Source organism: Micromonospora sp. NPDC049175 (genome assembly GCF_043197345.1).
GTDB lineage: Bacteria > Actinomycetota > Actinomycetes > Mycobacteriales > Micromonosporaceae > Micromonospora.
In genome coordinates this window covers 677395-692978 of record NZ_JBICSY010000001.1, presented here as the reverse complement: position 1 = coordinate 692978, position 15584 = coordinate 677395, and the positions used below count along the sequence as shown (strand labels likewise).

13 protein-coding genes are annotated in these 15584 nt (G+C 69.2%); 4 read left to right on the top strand and 9 right to left on the bottom strand.

Annotation, left to right across the window (positions count from 1 at the left end; genetic code table 11):
- Positions 1-18 precede the first annotated feature (18 nt).
- From ACGFH8_RS02765 to ACGFH8_RS02735, 7 genes are all read right to left on the bottom strand, one after another.
- Positions 19-555, bottom strand: coding sequence for an FHA domain-containing protein (locus ACGFH8_RS02765; protein ID WP_393362425.1), 537 nt, complete (start codon positions 553-555; stop codon positions 19-21).
- Positions 543-1181 (bottom strand): 4Fe-4S cluster-binding domain-containing protein, encoded by a 639-nt coding sequence (locus tag ACGFH8_RS02760; RefSeq protein ID WP_393362422.1) that lies wholly within the window; start codon positions 1179-1181, stop codon positions 543-545. The genes ACGFH8_RS02765 and ACGFH8_RS02760 overlap by 13 nt, the downstream gene beginning before the upstream one ends.
- Positions 1178-3034 carry an AAA family ATPase gene (locus ACGFH8_RS02755; protein ID WP_393362419.1) on the bottom strand — a complete coding sequence of 619 codons (1857 nt, stop codon included), beginning with the start codon at positions 3032-3034 and terminating at the stop codon, positions 1178-1180. The genes ACGFH8_RS02760 and ACGFH8_RS02755 overlap by 4 nt, the downstream gene beginning before the upstream one ends.
- The gene (locus ACGFH8_RS02750) at positions 3031-4341 is read right to left on the bottom strand and encodes a hypothetical protein (protein ID WP_393362416.1); all 1311 of its coding nucleotides are present in this window, start codon (positions 4339-4341) and stop codon (positions 3031-3033) included. The genes ACGFH8_RS02755 and ACGFH8_RS02750 overlap by 4 nt, the downstream gene beginning before the upstream one ends.
- Positions 4338-6629, bottom strand: a complete 2292-nt coding sequence (locus ACGFH8_RS02745) for a protein kinase (RefSeq protein ID WP_393362413.1) — start codon at positions 6627-6629, stop codon at positions 4338-4340. Before ACGFH8_RS02745 ends, ACGFH8_RS02750 begins: the two co-directional genes overlap by 4 nt.
- 65 nt (positions 6630-6694) lie before the next feature.
- The gene (locus ACGFH8_RS02740) at positions 6695-8155 is read right to left on the bottom strand and encodes a toll/interleukin-1 receptor domain-containing protein (protein WP_393362410.1); all 1461 of its coding nucleotides are present in this window, start codon (positions 8153-8155) and stop codon (positions 6695-6697) included.
- A gap of 2 nt (positions 8156-8157) precedes the next feature.
- Positions 8158-9963: a BTAD domain-containing putative transcriptional regulator gene (locus tag ACGFH8_RS02735; RefSeq protein WP_393362407.1), complete on the bottom strand. Its 1806-nt coding sequence runs from the start codon at positions 9961-9963 to the stop codon at positions 8158-8160.
- A 283-nt stretch (positions 9964-10246) separates the two neighbouring features.
- On the opposite strand from ACGFH8_RS02735, the gene ACGFH8_RS02730 reads away from it, so the two are divergent.
- The 3 genes from ACGFH8_RS02730 to ACGFH8_RS02720 all read left to right on the top strand — a co-directional run bounded on the left by ACGFH8_RS02730 (position 10247) and on the right by ACGFH8_RS02720 (position 12444).
- Positions 10247-10732, top strand: a complete 486-nt coding sequence (locus ACGFH8_RS02730; RefSeq protein ID WP_393362404.1) for an HIT family protein — start codon at positions 10247-10249, stop codon at positions 10730-10732.
- Positions 10733-11147: 415 nt separating this feature from the next.
- Positions 11148-11384, top strand: coding sequence for a hypothetical protein (locus ACGFH8_RS02725; RefSeq protein WP_393362401.1), 237 nt, complete (start codon positions 11148-11150; stop codon positions 11382-11384).
- A gap of 247 nt (positions 11385-11631) precedes the next feature.
- Positions 11632-12444: a hypothetical protein gene (locus ACGFH8_RS02720; RefSeq protein WP_393362398.1), complete on the top strand. Its 813-nt coding sequence runs from the start codon at positions 11632-11634 to the stop codon at positions 12442-12444.
- 281 nt (positions 12445-12725) lie between these two features.
- Here ACGFH8_RS02720 and ACGFH8_RS02715 read toward each other — a convergent pair whose 3' ends face one another.
- A complete protein-coding gene (locus ACGFH8_RS02715) occupies positions 12726-13511 on the bottom strand; it encodes an SGNH/GDSL hydrolase family protein (RefSeq protein ID WP_393362395.1) in 786 nt (261 codons plus the stop codon).
- Positions 13512-13567: 56 nt separating this feature from the next.
- Here ACGFH8_RS02715 and ACGFH8_RS02710 point away from each other — a divergent pair, with 56 nt between their 5' ends.
- Entirely contained in the window at positions 13568-14209 is a 642-nt protein-coding gene (locus tag ACGFH8_RS02710; RefSeq protein WP_393362392.1) for a TetR/AcrR family transcriptional regulator, read from the top strand.
- Positions 14210-14452: 243 nt separating this feature from the next.
- Here the strand turns inward: ACGFH8_RS02710 and ACGFH8_RS02705 are convergent, their stop codons facing one another.
- Positions 14453-15388: an NADP-dependent oxidoreductase gene (locus tag ACGFH8_RS02705; RefSeq protein WP_393362389.1), complete on the bottom strand. Its 936-nt coding sequence runs from the start codon at positions 15386-15388 to the stop codon at positions 14453-14455.
- Between the last annotated feature and the right edge of the window lie 196 nt (positions 15389-15584).

Here is a 15584-nt window from a genome sequence, read left to right as displayed (position 1 = left end):
GGCGATTGGCTCGGATTGTCACTCGACCTGAAACGTCGCGGTCGATGCGAGTCGCAGGGTGGCCCCAGGTCGAAGTGGGTGGCGTGCGCCGGGTTCAAGCCGCCGTTGGTCCAGCCAGGTGCCGTTCGTGGAGTACAGGTCGGTCACCGTCGCGGCCCCGTCCGGCGCCGTCGTGACAGCCGCGTGTCGTCGCGAGACAGCGTCGTGGCCGGACAGCGCGGCCGCCGCGGGCGAGCCGGGGTCCCGACCGAGGATCAGGGTTCCTCCGGCCTCGAGCACTGTCTGCCACGGCGGGTCGAGCAACGCGATCGTCAGGACGGTTTCGAGCACACTGAGGCAGTGAGGGCACATCCGGCTCCCCGGCGGACACGCCGTTCCGCACGACGGACAGGTGATGTCCATGGCGACCGGGTCGATCGGCCGCGGGGTGACGAGGTTGTCGGCCTCGATGACCGCCGAGACGGCGGTGAGGTTCGCATAGCAGTCCGGGTTCCCGCACACGATGTCACCGGAGCCGACCGGTGCGCCGCAGGCGCGGCAGATCAGCCGCTCCATGTCGATTCCCCGACGCCGATGCCGCGGGCCCTCAGATGATCGGCGATCTGGTCGAGCTCGCCGGGCCGTGGGATCCCGACCAGCCACAGCCGGCCGTCGAGTACGCCGGTCTGCAAGCCTGCCCGGACGAGCTGAGCGGCCTCGCCGTATCGCTGGTGGCCCAGCGGGCTGAGGGTGATGACGCGTTGGTTCGCCGAGCCACGCAGTGGGGTGTCGCCGTTGTTACGCCGCTCGACGTACCTACCCGCGACCACGGCGTCGCAGCTTGCGCGCAGCTCTGGCAGCCGTGCGGCACGCGACCAGCCGTATCCCGTGTAGAGCAGGATGTCGATCGGCCTGGTGTTCCGCCAGGTGGCTATCCCGCGGAGGAGCGCGGCGAGCGCGACCGGCTGCTGGAGCGGTTCGCCGCCGGAGATCGTCACACCGTCGATCGGTCGAGGAAGCGACGTGAGCCAGTCGAGCACCTCCTCGACGGGGACCGACCGGTCGGGGCGGCGAGGCCAGGTGTCCTGGGCGAGGCAGCCGGTGCAGGCGAGGGTGCAGCCTTGCAGCCAGATTCCGGCTCTCCTGCCGTATCCCAGGGTGGTGACCGGGTGGTGGAGGCGACTGATCTCGATGGTCGTCATGAGAGCTCCACGGTGATGACGCCGGCCTGACGCCGCCAAGCCGTCATGACGAGCGACGTGGTGTCGCCGGACGCCGGCGCGTCGCCCGCCGGTGCCGCCAGCCGGTCGAACAGGGCGCGGGCCAGCGGGTTGACGAGCGCGGTCTCCAGGGCGGAGCCGATCCCCCGGCCGCCTCGGGACAGGTCGCGCGTGCACTCCCTGAGCACGCGCGCATGGACCGGCTGGTCGAGCGTGACCGACACGTGGTGTTCTTCGCTGAGGCGCCGGAGCACGTTGCCGAATTGGAGTTCGAAGATCTGTTCGGCCGCTTCCGGCCCGATGAAGTCGAACACCACGATGTTGTCGCCGAGGCGGTTGAGCAGCTCGGGTCGACCGAGGACCCGGGTGAAGTGATCCTCGATCGCTGCCCGCACGATCGCCTCGACCTGGTCGTAGGGAGTGCCCGGCGTAGCCGTCGGCGTCAACTGGCCCGTGCCGTCGTCGACGTACATGCCGAGGTTGCTGGTGAAGATCAGGATGCATTCGGAGAAGTGGACAGTACCGCCGCGGCCGTCGGTGAGCCGCCCGTCCTCGAGGATCTGCAGGAACTTGTCGAGGATGCGCGGATGGCTCTTTTCGATCTCGTCGAACAGAATCACCCGAAAGGGTTGCTGACGCACGGCGTTGGTGAGTTCTCCGCCGGCTTCGAAACCGACGTAGCCCGGTGGAGCACCGATCAGCCGATCGCCGGCGTGCTCGGCGGAGAACTCGCTCATGTCGAACCGCAGGTAGGCCGCCTCGTCGCCGAACACCACATGGGCCACTGCCTTGGCCAACTCGGTCTTGCCCACCCCTGTCGGACCGGCGAAGAACAGAACTCCGCGGGGGCGTGACGATGCCCGCGCCGCATGGGCGCCGGACAGGCCGAGAGCGGCGCGTTTGAGGATGTCAAGGGTTTTGGTCACGGCTTGGCGCTGGCCGATGATCCGCTGGGGCAGGGACCGTTCCCCGTCTCGGATCCGGGTGTGCAGGTAGTCGCGGCGCCAGGGATTGTCCAATACCCCGAGCTTGAACGTTCGGGTCGCGTCGGGCCATTGCTCCGGGCTCAGCCCACGATCACGTGCCAGCCTGGTCACTTCGATCATGCCCTGCAGGGTGAGGCCTTCGGACTGCTCGGCGAACGAGCGAGCCCGCTCGTGCAACGTCGCGTCCGGGATCTGGCTGTGCAGCAGCCGGCGGGCGCAGCGTTCGCGATCGCCGTAGTCCGGTCGGGGCAGGCTGATCACGCGGATCCGGTCCTTGCCCGCGGTCAGCCAGGCCGGCAGGTCACTTTCGTTCTCCACCAACCAAATCACCGGGTTGTACAGGCTCTGGGTCCGACCGGATTCGGCCGCGACCGGCCGCGCCGACCGGGCCAGCTTCTCCATGCGGCGCAGGAACTGCCGCTCGGCGTCGTCCGGATCGCTCGGATGCCGCAGCAGGTGCGCCGCTCGGACGATGGCTGCCGCCCGCACATTGGTGCGTGGCTGGGCGATCGCGGCGAGCTGGACGAACAGCGCGCCCAGGTCGGGCGTCGGGCCGCCGGGGCGATACCCGTCGTCGAGGAGGGCACGGGTTGCAGTCGTCACGTCGCTTCTGCCGATCTGGTGCACGGCACCGGAATCGATCAGATCATGATCGAGTACGAACGTGTAGCCGCTCCGGTCCAGCAGCTCACGTATCACGTCGGTGAGGGACAGCAGCCGCACCCCGCTGGGCGTGTCGATGAGGTACGAGTCGTGGGCGTTGCCCCACAACACGTACTGCGACTGGGTCGGCAGTGTCGCGTGCAGTTCGCGGGCGAACGCCGGCCAGCCCGCGAGGTCGTCGATCACCGTACGTCTCCCTCCGCCTCGCGGCTTCCGAGCCGGCGCCGGGGCTCGGTGCGCTGCCGCGGAGCCGTGCGGGGCGTGGGTTCGGCGCCCGGGTGACGCAGCTCGGTGTGCGCGCACGGCAAGCCGGCCTCCCGGAGACTGGCCAGTGCCTGTTCCAGGTCGGCGCACCAGCGGTGCTCGGCTGCCGCGTCGGCGTGGGGGTTCTCGCCGGGTCCGGTCCGGTAGACCATCGACTGCATCCGGCGTGCCCCTGCGTCGACTTTCAAACGCACCAGGTGGTCCGCGTCGTCGGGTCGGCTCACCGCGAGCCTGCCCGTGCTGGGTTGCCCGACGCTGAACTCGGTGCCCACGCTGTAGCCCATCTCGGTCAGCGCGTCCGCCACAGCATCCTGGAGCGCGATCGCCAACGCTCGCTCCTCCATCTCCGACCGCAGTTGCTCAACCTCGTTCAACAATTGGTCGTTGAGCTCCGCCCGGCCGGACACCACGTCGACGAGGCCCGCCCTGGCCCGGTGTAGGGCGCCGGCGTCAAGATCCTGCTGCGCCGCGTACGGTTCCATCGCGTCCAGCAGTTCCGCCGCGACGACGGCGTCCGAGCGACGGACCCGCGCCCGCTTGTTGGCCTCCTGCACCCGCAGTTGCACCTGCCGCAGGCGCGGCCGTCGCTCGTCGGGCCGGCGCCAGACGTCAGCGGCGGCGGCCTCGGCTCTGGCACGATCCTCAGCGGCGGCCATGGGGTGCAGGCCCGCGAGGATGCGCACCACGGCGGCGGCGGGGTCCGAACCACCGCCGGGCAGCGGCTCCGGCTCGTCAATCTCGTCCGCCGCGGTCCGCAGCGCCGCGGCCGACACCGGTGGCAGCAGGTCCGCGAGACCCCGTGCCGCGGTGACCGTCCGGGCGGCGGAGGCCCGGCTGAACACTCCCTCCAGGACCCGGTTGACGTCGTCGCACCAGGCGTCCCAGACCGATTCGGGCGCCGAGTCGGAGGGCCGGGCCAGCGCGGGCTCCGCCGGCAGTCCTTGCTGTGCGAGGGCGGACGCCGCATACGCCGCGTCGACCCGGGCGGCCGCCCGGCGTTCAAGTCGCAGTTCCCAGGCGTGGACGGCTTGGTCCCGCTGCGACTCCTGGGCGGCGACGGCTTGCCGCCGCGCGGTGGTGTGTGCCCGGATCCGCGCGTTGCGGGCGGCTGCCTCGCCTGGGCTCACCTCGAGTAGCCTGCCGAGTGCCGCCGTGGCGCGGATTCCGACGACGGTTGCGGTCCCGATCACGGCCCCCACCGGGAACACCACCACACTGCCAGCGCTCATTCCGCTTCCCTCCCGTTTCGCCGCTGAGTGAGTTCGCTGCCGAGCAAGTCACGGCTTCGTTGTCGACGGACCTGACCGAAACGCCATATCCGGGTGCCGGTCCAGCCGAGATGCACCAGTGGCCCGATGAGCGCGACCATGGCGACGGCCAGTAGTCCTGCCGACCAGAGGAACGGAACGCCGCAGCAGCAGGCCAACGTCAGCACACCGAGCAGCAGCGGCGGAGCGCCGCCCCGGACGCGGTTGGCGCCCCTGCGAAGCGCCGCCCAGCCGGTGGGCACCCGCCGAGCCAGCCACCGCATTCGGTCGAGCGCGGACCAGCGCGGATGGTAGAAGGATCCAGCCCGCACCGCGAAGCCGACCTCGGCCAGGGTGGGCACCAGCCATTCCGCGACGGGGACCGACCAGTGTCTGATCACGAGACGTGGGTCGGGAAGAAGATGGGGCAGGAACACGGGAGCGGCGACGGCCAGCGCCCAGATCAGGGAGGCCGCCGCGGCGAACAATAGGGCCTTCGGCCGTCCGGCCTTGAGCTGCTTCAGTTCCTCGTCGAGAACGCGCTGTCCCCGGGTACGGGCCTCGACGATGCCGGCGCACTCCTGCACGGCGGCGGGGACGACCGTCAACACACACAGCGCGCTGGCCACGTCGGTCACCGGAGGCAGTGCCTCGAACCAGTCCAGGTGCTCGGTAATTTCTCCGCGATCCCGAACCGCGCTGTCCAGCAGCGGTCGCAACCGATCCGGATCGGCGGCGACGCTGAGCAGGACGGCCCGGTGCTCGGTTCGGCGCGCCGCCAGCATCGACGAAGCCTGTGGTGGCAAATCGACCCGGGTGGCGAGCGCGTCGAGATCCTGTGCCGAGCTCCGCCAGCGTGTGTCCACCTGCACGAGGGCCTGGCCGTCGCCGAAGTCGGCGAGCACCGGCAGGAGCGAGTATCGCCACAGGTCGCGGACCGCCGTGGCCGCGCGGCCGTCCGGCTCCCTCACCGCCACAGCCGCCGCATCGGCGAGGTGCTCCGACCCCACTCGCAGCCCCAGGTAGGTCGCCGGTTGCCCCCGGTCCAGCCAGCGCAGCAAATGCACCATTCGCACATCGGGGGTGTGATCGGGGTGGGTCAACGTCTGGTCGATCAGCCGGATCCGTTCGTCGACATCGTCGTCGAACTGCTCCAGCCAGGCGCGCAGCACGCGCCACCCCTCGCCTGGGTCTTTTCGCGTGCCGACGCGTCGCAGGAACATGTCCGCCGCGTCGCTCCAGTGGGCCGCCATCGCGCGCGCGACCTGCGCGCGGGTGCGGTAGGGCACCCCCTTCAGGATCAGCGGCGCGGCACGTGACGTCGAGGCCGGACGGTGCACCTCGGGCGATCCGCCGGACAGCCACCGCCGGACCTGCGCCTCGCCCCACCGATGGTCTGGGTCGCTGACCAGGAGCCCTTCGCAGAGAAGCCGCAGCCGGTGGTCCGCGACACCGTCGACGGATGCGCCCCGGACCGTCACCTCGTGCTGGATGATTCGCTCGTCGAGACCCTCGAACGGGGCTTGGCCGGTGGCCAGTTGTCGGACCACCACACCGACGGCCCACCAGTCGCCCGCCGGGGAGTAGGCGCCGGCGAAACTCTCCGGCGCCGCGTAGGCGAACGTCACGCCGCGGCTGGTGAATCGCACCGATGCTGGACCGAGGTACCTGCTCAGTCCGAAGTCGGCCAGCGCCAGCCGGAGGTCCGGCGGAAGGCTCCGGACCATGATGTTCGACGGTTTGAGGTCGCCGTGCACGATTGTCGCCGAGTGCAGTTCGCCGAGCGCCTCGGTCAGCTCGGCGACCACGTGCCGCAGCAGTTCCGGCGGCACCGGGCGGGGGCTTTGGTCGACGAAGTCCGCCAGGGTGCCAGCCGGTAAATACTCGGTCAGCTCCCAGCGCCGGCCCTCCGCGACACCGAAGTCGATGGGCGTCACCAACCTCTCGCTGCGCAGCCCGATCAGCCGGTCGACCGCGTCCTCGTCGATGACGATCCCCGGCCGGTAGATCTTCAACACCCGGTCGTGGCCCGCCGCGTCGCGCAGCAGAAAGACGTCGGCCTCCGCGCCCGCCGGCAACGCCGCGATCACCGACCAGCCCGACACCCGGTCGGGCAGCCGCAGCAGACCGGCGGTCACCGGTACGGCCACCCCGGACTCGGCCGGGTGCTCCCGGCGTGTGGCGGGAACCTGTGGCCCGGGGTCGACGGCCTGATCGGCCTCGCGGCGCGTCGGCGGCACGTCACCCTCGGCAGGCGGTCGCGGGTTCACTGCCGCCTACCGCCCGCTCGATCGCGTCGTGGCGTGGTGACCCGTCGCGCTCGCGCCAGCTCTACTCATGGTGGATCCCCTACGGACAGCGGGTGCGCACCCACGGACACCGAGTGATGACCGGCGGCCAGCGTGGTCTCAAGCTCGCGCAGAAACGAGTCGATCTCACCCGCGATCCGGTCGGTCCCCAGTCGTTTCACGCGTACGTACAGCACCCACGCCAACGGCCCGAGGATGGGGACAACAACAGCTACCACGACACCGCCCACGATCCAAACCGGGCTCGCACCGTGACGACTGAGTGCCCACGGAAGCAACAGGGAGGGGAGAGTGGCGGTCGGAAGTTCAAGCGAGATGAGGAATATGAAGAAGCTTTCCATCGACTTGATCTGGTTGACCCAGCCTCGCCGAGTCTCCTCGCGCAGACCGTTCATCGCCTCCTCGAGGCGCCCGTGCAGCCACGCGGTCTGATCGCGCTCCAGGCGGGACAACGGCAAGGATCGGGAGGCCGAACGTTGCCGGTACTGTGCCATCACCCGGAGGGCGCGGCCGCCGGCGGCCTCACCGCGGACCGTGACAGCCGGCGGCCACTGCCGTGCAGCCTGCTCAAGGATGACGTAATAGCCACCAAAAATCGGCACGGCCATAAACACCAGGACAAATGAGATCAGAAAGCTGAGGCTTTCGTCGGTCGCATTGGGGGCCACCAGCACGCCAAGAATCAGTCCCAGGATGAAAGTCATCGCCATGCCCTGCCCCAGCAGCATGGCTGCCGGGTTCGCTACCAAGATGGCGCGTTCGAACCTGTTCAAGGATTCCGCCAGATGCAACGCTGCAGCTAGTAAGACAACAGGCAACAGGGCGACGAAAAAGACAAACAGTGCGTAGGTCTGCAAAAACCCGAGAGGCGAATCCGATTCTGATTCGTTTGCTTGTGAGTAGTACGGAACGGTGGCGAGGATCGCTGGTCCGACCGCAGCGGCGAGAATCCTCGTCAGCCGTCCGGAGACTCCGGACTTCTTCGCGGGCTCCTCGGGCGGAATCCAGGTCGGGCGGACGTGCGCCTCCAGCGCCTCGATCAACCGGATGACGTCGAGGCGGAAGGTGCCGTGCCGGATACGCTGCGACTGGCGTGCCGAAAGGTCACGCATGTCCGCCGGAAGGTCATCCGCCACCGGGACAGGGGTCTCGCCCAGCAGGACCGGGACGACAACCATGCCCGGTAGCCGCAACGCCTCCGCGATCTCCCAGCGGACCCAGTCCTTTGCCGGCCGGGTCGCCCGATGCCGGGTCTCCGCCAGCCAGCCGGGACCGATGATGGCGATCAGCACCTCGGCGTCCCTCAGCCGGTCCCGGAGCTGGCTGGGGTACCGCTCGCCGACGGGGATTGACTCCACATCCAGGAACACCTCGGTGTCCCCGAAGTGCCGCCGGAGTCGGTCGGCGAGCGCCTCGACCAGAGCGGGTTCGCTGTCGTCGCCGGCCTCACGGAAGTGGCGGCGATAGTTCATGAAGATGCCGCTCATGCTCACCCGATCCGTCGGGTGGAATCGTCGGCCGGCCCAAGGCCGTACGCGTCGGCTCGTGCCGCCGGGGTCAGGACCTCGGTGAGCCGGGCGGTCAACGGTGCGACCGTGGGGTCCTGGTACCAGCGGGCCAGCAGCCGCCGCAGTCGGCGCAGGTCGGTGCGGATGGTCGCCGAGTCGACCAGTTCGATGCCGTCCAGCACGTCCGGAGCGAGTTCCAGGGCCGCATCGAGGTGGCCGGCGCCGACGTGGGCGAGTAGTCGGCGAACGCCATACCGGGCGCGGGCCCGGCTCGCCGCCGGGCTGATCCTGAGCACCTCCCGATCGAGGATGTGCGCCGCCTCCCGGTACGACCCGAGATCGACAAGCCCCCACCCCTGCACAATCGCCGCCGGATCCGGCATGTTGCCCGACCCGAACACGGGCATCCCGCCGGCCAACTGTCGATGCGCCCGGCCCACCTCCGCCACCGCCGCGTGGAAGTCGTCCGACCTGCCGATGAGGGCGGAGCCCTGAGCGACCCGTTCCAACGCCAGCCGCCGGAGTTGCGGCGGAGCGGCCGCGTCCCTCACCACTGGTGCGACAGCGATCAAGGTGCGTGCCGGATCGTCGTCGTAGAGGGCGATATCTGCCTGACGGATTGCGAACAACCGGCCGAAATCCCCGTCGCCGCCAGCTGCGGCAAGAGCGACAGCAGTGCGGGTCCATTGCAGACAGGCCGCGTCATCGCCGGCCTCCTGTGCCATCCAACCGGTGAACTCGGCGTACCTGGCGGCCAGTCGAAGAATCTCCACGCGTTCGGCCAGCATGCTGACCTCGGCGAGCCCTCGCAGGGTCCGCACCTGCGCGGCGAGGGTCGGTAGCAACACCCGAGGGCTGGTCGTCTGCGCCGCCTGCCGCATACGGCGCAGCAGTTCTTCGAACGGTGACGCACCGTCAACCGGGCGGTCCGGCAGCGTCGACGGAAGCCACGCCGCGGGCAGTGGGACCGGATTCGGGTCCGCTCCCCGGGACGGCGCCACGGCAGACCGGGCTCGCGGAGGCCCCGACGACTGGGAGCTGACCTCCAGGGCCGCGTCGTTGCGGAGGATCATCACCTGCAGCTGTCCCAGGTGCGGGCTGGGAGTCAGCCCCAGCTCGGCGAGCCGGTGGGCCAGATGCCGGTATTCCCGGAGGGCGTCTGCCTGCCTACCGCCGCGGTACAGCGCGACCATCAGTTGCCCGACGAGTCGTTCCCGCAGTGGGTGTTCGGCGACCAACCCCGTCAGTTCGGAGGCCACCGCCTGGTGGTGACTCAGTCGCAGGTGGACCTCCGCCCGCTCCTCCAGGCCGCAGATTCGGCGCTCGTCTAGCTTGGCCGCCCAAGCCTCGATCCAAGAGGTCCGCACCCCGTCGAGCGCCACCGCTCCTCGCCACAGGCTGAGTGCCTCGTCGTACGCGTCGATCGCCTCCTGGTCCTGGTGGCGCCCGCTGAGCCGACGAGCCTCGTCGAGGAGCTTGTCGAAGACCAGCGCGTCGAGGTCGGTCCGGTCGACGTTGATCTGGTAGCCCTCAGGGGCTCCACTGATCGGCTCTCCTCCGACCTCTCCGTGGAGTTGGCGCCGCAACTGCCAGACGCAGTTCTGCAGTTGTCGTCGCGCCGTCGCGGGAGGGTCGTCCCACACCACCCGGACCAACCGATCGTGCGTGACCAACCCGTTCGGCCTGGTCAGCAGCCCCGCCAGAATCCTCCGCTCCCGATGACCACGCAGGACGACAGGGCGACCGTCCCGGAGAGCCCGCAGCGGACCGAGCACCGAAAACTTCACTGGGGCCTCCACCCATGGGAGAACTCGAATATACGCGGTCATCTCTCCGACCACCTCGGCAATTCGGGCCGCCCAGACCACCCTGCTCGCTGGCGGAAGGCACTTCTGCGGTAGCGGCATGGTGCCTTCACTCCCTCCACCACGCGTCGACTTTTCCACCTCGACTGAAGCAGAACCGGGCGCGGTATGGGAGCAGCGCATACCAGAACGGTGAACACGTCGATGCCGGAGAAATTCGGCTCTCGCTTCTGATGGGAACATGCGGCAGAAGAGGGGCGAACGGATGAACGACGACATCGGGACCTGCGTGTTCTGCGAGATCGGTGACGGCACGGCAACGGCTCTGCGGATTTATGAAACCCCGCAGACGATGGCCTTCGTCCCGCTGCTGCCCGCGGCCGCCGGGCACACTCTGGTGATACCTCGAAGGCACGTGACCGACCTGTGGGCCTTGGCCTCGGAGGACGTCCAGCCGCTCATGGACACCGTTCTCGACGTGTCCCATGCCATCAGAGAGGCACTCGCGTCGGACGGACTGAACCTGATCATCTCGGCCGGCCAGGCTGCCTCACAGACGATTCCGCACCTTCACATACACCTGGTTCCCCGCTGGCACGGGGATCCGATCCAGACCATCTGGCCGGCGCGGGCACCCACAATCGACAGCGCCCGGCTAGAGCAGACCGCTGAACGGATCCATGCCGCCATGCCGCCCCGTTCCCGGGCGCCTCCGCCCGCAGCAGGGGGACGACAAGTCGGCCAAGTCTGACACCCGGACCATGACGGTCATCCGAGCCTCGCCACGCGGGTAAGGCCGCCGACCGCGTACGGGAAATGCGGCGGATGCCGGTCCGTCCAGCGCCTCCGCGGATCTCAACGTTTGCCCTATGCGCTGGCCGCTCAACGACGATCGCCAGCGGAAAGGTACAAGGACCGAACCAATTTGCGAACGCCCGGCCGTATGACCAGGCACCAAGGGAGAAACCCGTGAAACTCAACCGAAAGTCCTGCACGGACTCGTCACTGCCGTCACCGCCTGCACCGCCACGCTGATCGCCTTCCCCGAATCGGCGTCGGCCGGGGTCGAAACCAACTGCACGGTCCGCCCCGGCGGTCCGGTTGTCCTGTACTACGGCCAACAGCAGCAGGGTGCCTCCATCTGCCTCAACGGCTTGATCAACGACATGAAGAACCCGGCCCTCTACTTCGGGCCGTCCGGGTCCGGCCACGGCACCCGGGTTTGGAACAACGCCGGCTCGGCGTCGAACTACGACACGAGGTGGCGGCCGGTGATCTGGTCCGAGCCCGGCATGACTGGCGCGGCGTACCAGCTGGGCGTCTGCTGCGATCAGGGTAGTGCGCCGTACAGCCTCGCCGGTCTCACCAACAACAACCGGTCACTTTCCTGGTCCGCCAACTAGCCGTCATCCAGACACGTCAGACCCTCGTGGCACGTGACGCCGCCGGCCCTGCCGCGGCGGCGTCACGGACCACCGACAGCAGCCGGGGGCAGCGAACATGGCATCGCACGGACGAAGAACCGCCCGATGGGGCGCACTCATGCTGCTGCTCGCAACCGCGGCGGCTTGCTCTCCCGACCCGGACGGCACAGGTGACCATGGTGGCGTGGGTGGGATCACGATCACCAGTCCACCCGCGGTCCCCGAGATGCGCAGCGCCGACGGTGTTGCGGGACTGGTTCTGCCCATCGAGGCGTACCGGCTCGACGGCGAGCAGCGCGTCACACTGAACCGGGCTCGATCCATCCTGGTCGAGGACTGCATGCGACGCTTCGGGATCGATCGCGGACATCCCGCCGCCACCGGCGGCGCGGGCCCTGAGCCGATGTCGCGCCGGTACGGCGTCACCGACCCGGCCGTCGCCGCCAGGTGGGGGTACCACCTCGCACCGGGTGAAGGCACCATCGCCCGCACAGAGCCGGGTGCCGCCGTGCCACCGGCCGAAATGCTCGTCTGGACCGGCAGCGAGGACGGCCGCCCGGCACTGGCCGGCCAGCCCACCCGCACCTACCAGGGGCGCGAGGTGCCAGCGGGCGGCTGCGCGGGCGAGGCGGGCCGCAAACTGCAGCTCACGAGCCCTGAGGACATCGCCGAGCACCTCGTCACCTCGATCGACTTCAACGCTTTCGACCAGGCGCGGGCGGACAACCGGATGCGCCAGGTGTTCGGCAGATGGTCTGCGTGCATGCACGAACAGGGCTTCAACTACGTCGACCCGTTGACTGCTGCGGCAGCCGCGGATCTGCGGCCGGCCACGCCCTCATCCGCCGAGAAGCGGACCGCGACCGCGGACGTCGCGTGCAAGACCCGTAACAACGTCGTGGGCGTCTGGTTCTCAGTCGAGTCCGCGTACCAGACCGCGATGATTCAGGCGCACGCCCAGGATCTGCGCGCCGCCCAGCAGAGGATCGCGGTCGTGGTCCGGAACGCGCAAGCCGTGCTCGACCACCTCGGCGGGTGATCAGGCGCGGAATACCAAAACTAGGTCTGATCCCCGCAGCACTCGGACGGCGACCGCGAACCCTGCCGCTGGCCAGCGCGGAAACGTTCGCGGCGCCGCTCGATGGCACGCTGTCCACTCATCGGCCCTGTCGGCCGGGTGAGCGTCGCGAAGCACGGCGGTGATGGCACAAGGCGCGGTCACCAGGGCGGTGATCTCTTCCCGAAGGAGTCGGCGTCGGCGTTCTCCGTAGGGACGAGGGCGGTGCCCGCTTCTGCCGGTGTGCGGATGTTGCCCGCCGGCTACCTCCGGCCGGCTTCTTCTGCAGTTGCACCCCGCGTGTGGCCCTCACGCTGACCGGCAACATTCGGTTCCACGGTCATAGGCAGGACTGCGTCGACGATCGTGGCCGCCTGTGCACCCAGCGTTCGGCCCCACACGCGGTATCCGGCTGGGCCGGGATGGAAGCGATCCGAGGCGAAGAAGTCGTCTCGATCGATGGGCAAGTGCCCGACCGGCAGGTGGAACACGCCCGTGTCCCGTCGAGCGAGGCGCGCGAGTTGACGGTCCAGCCGGCGCGCGTGGGTCCCCAGCAGCAGCCGCACCGGCGCAGGCAGGGCGGGAAAGCGGTGCACGGGGGGCAGCCCAGCCAGAAGCACAGGGATCGGGGCACCGAGCCGACGCCGAATCACCGCCACCAGATGCTCGACGTCGCGCCGAAACCGGCCGGGTCGCCGCAACCGGACCGCGTCGTTGACCCCCACGACCACGAGGACCAGGTGTGGGCTCCAGCGCGTGTGTGGATCGGTGATGCCGTCCACCAAGTCTCGTCGGATCGTTCTGGCCGTGGCTCCCGATCGTGCCACGACCCGCCAAGACAGGTGCCGCCCGGTCAGCGCGGCGAGTGCAAACGCAGTCTGACCGGCCAAGGCCGCCTGATGGTCGGGCGCACCGACTCCGGCCGCCGCGGAGTCGCCGAGCACGGCCAGCCGAAGTGGCTCTCCGTCGCCGGCCACCGTTCCCCAGTCATCTCCGTGCGCTTCGGCAAGTCGCGGGATCCGTGCTCGGAACTGTCGTGGCCCCAACATCCAATCGCCTCCCCCTCATAACACCGTTATGCCAATAACACCGTTATGATGAGCTCATGTCAAGGGCAAGCAGCGATCCGCGGCAGGAACTCGTCGAAGTCGCCGCTCGGCTGCTGACCGAGCAGGGGCCCCGGTCACTGTCCGCGCGAGCACTAGCACGCGAGACGGGCACCTCCACAATGGCCATCTACACGTACTTCGGCGGCATGCCAGGCCTGGTACGGGCCGTCATCCGGGAGGGCTTCGCCCGGCTGGCTGACCGGCTGGCGACGGTGCATGCCAGCGACGACCCAGTCGCCGACAGCTTCCAGTTGGCCATCGCGTACCGGCAGTCCGCGCACCTGGCACCCCACCTGTACGCGGTGATGTTCGGCGGCTCAAGCATCGCCGGGTTCCAACTTTCAGAAGAAGACCGGCGCATCGGCCTCTACACGCTGCGCGTAGCTAGGGATACCGTCCCCCGATGCATCCAGGCAGGCCGGTTCCGTCCCGCAGACCCCTGGTCCGTCACCCGGCGCATGTGGTGTCAGCTGCACGGACTGGTCAGCCTCGAACTCGCCGGCCACCTCACCCCAAACCACCCGTCTGATGACGAGTTCCGCCAGTACCTACGGGACCTTGCGGTTGGAGCCGGCGACACACTCGAGCAAGCCCAGGCATCGATAGCGCTAGCCCTGGACAGAGCGCGCAACACCTGACGACAGCCCGCCGTGCCAAACACCGGCGGGCAGAAGCAATCCATCACGAGACCGTCCGTCAACCGCACCCAGCGGGGGAGACGGAGTGTCGGTCGCCGGGCGGCTGCGAGCACCGCGCCCATGACGACCACGAACGGCGCCGAGTTGGCCGCAGCTCCGACCGGCCGACCGAGCTGCTCCGTGTACGTCGGCGTCCACCATCAAAGTGGGGCTTCGATGGTGGACGTGGACGTGGACGTGGCGTCAGGCGACGACGATTACCGTTTTGCCGAGCAGCTTGCCGTTGCTTGCATCCTGGTGGATGGTCGGCACCTCCTCCAGCGGTCGGCGGTCGGCGATGTGCAGCTTGAGTACGCCGTTGTCGATACGGGAGACGAGGTCGGCCAGGTGGGAGGCGTCGGGGCCGACCCACACGCCGGCGGTGCGTACCGAGCGTGCCTCGTCGGCCGGCACAGGCCCGGCGGAGCTGACGACGATGCCGCCGTCGGCCACGTAGGGGGTCAGCTTCGCGAGGTCCTCGGGAGCCAGGCGTACGTGGTTCACCACCACGTCGAAGGGACCACCGACGGCGGCCGGGCCTGCGTCGAGGTCCAGCGGGTCGACGACCTTCTCCGCACCGTAGCCGTTCAGGCGGTCGGCATGCTGGGGGCCGTCGACGGCGGTCACCTTCGCGCCGGCTTCGACGGCGAGCTGGACCACGATGCTTCCGACCGCGCCGCCTGCCCCGTTGACGAGAACGGTCTGGCCGGCCTTGATCCCGGCGAGCTCGACGGCCGCTTGGCGAGCGGCCAGCCCGGTCAGGGGAAGTGCGGCGGCGTCGGTCAGAGGGATGCTGCGGGGCGCGGCGGTCACCAGGTCGGCCGCCACGACCGCGTACTCGGCGGCTCCGCCGTGCTCGTGCAGCGGGAACATGGCGATGATCGGGTCGCCGACCTGCAGTCCGCTGACCTGGTCGCCGAGCGCGGCAACGGTGCCCGCGACGTCGAGGCCGGGGGTGATCGGCAGCGCGGTGGGGATCATCTCGGCGAGGACGCCCAGCCGGATGTGGTCGTCGACGGGGTTGAACGAGGTGGCCACCACCTTCACCAGCACTTGGCCGGCACCGGGGACCGGACGCTCCACCTCCTCCTGGCGCAGGACCTCGGTGCTGCCGAACTCGTGGTAGCGAATTGCCTTCACTGCACTCTCCTCATGGTTTCGGGGTGTCGGATCCGTGGCGAACGGGGGAATCTCCGGACGCCGCGACGCCGCCGCACTTGCCTGGGCAACTGTGAACGAGTGTGCTTCACTTGCCTAGGCAAGTCAAGGTGCGCGGCATCACAGGGGCCGGCCGGGTCAGTGCCTGCCTCTGAGCAGCGAAAGGCACCTGGGTGCC

Excerpts from the sequence above, each read along its gene's own strand:
- ACGFH8_RS02765 (WP_393362425.1), bottom strand. The coding sequence starts at position 555 with ATGGAGCGGCTGATCTGCCGCGCCTGCGGCGCACCGGTCGGCTCCGGT.
- ACGFH8_RS02760 (WP_393362422.1), bottom strand. The coding sequence starts at position 1,181 with ATGACGACCATCGAGATCAGTCGCCTCCACCACCCGGTCACCACCCTG.
- ACGFH8_RS02750 (WP_393362416.1), bottom strand. The coding sequence starts at position 4,341 with ATGAGCGCTGGCAGTGTGGTGGTGTTCCCGGTGGGGGCCGTGATCGGG.
- ACGFH8_RS02740 (WP_393362410.1), bottom strand. The coding sequence starts at position 8,155 with ATGAGCGGCATCTTCATGAACTATCGCCGCCACTTCCGTGAGGCCGGC.
- ACGFH8_RS02730 (WP_393362404.1), top strand. The coding sequence starts at position 10,247 with ATGAACGACGACATCGGGACCTGCGTGTTCTGCGAGATCGGTGACGGC.
- ACGFH8_RS02725 (WP_393362401.1), top strand. The coding sequence starts at position 11,148 with ATGAAGAACCCGGCCCTCTACTTCGGGCCGTCCGGGTCCGGCCACGGC.
- ACGFH8_RS02720 (WP_393362398.1), top strand. The coding sequence starts at position 11,632 with ATGCGCAGCGCCGACGGTGTTGCGGGACTGGTTCTGCCCATCGAGGCG.
- ACGFH8_RS02715 (WP_393362395.1), bottom strand. The coding sequence starts at position 13,511 with ATGTTGGGGCCACGACAGTTCCGAGCACGGATCCCGCGACTTGCCGAA.
- ACGFH8_RS02710 (WP_393362392.1), top strand. The coding sequence starts at position 13,568 with ATGTCAAGGGCAAGCAGCGATCCGCGGCAGGAACTCGTCGAAGTCGCC.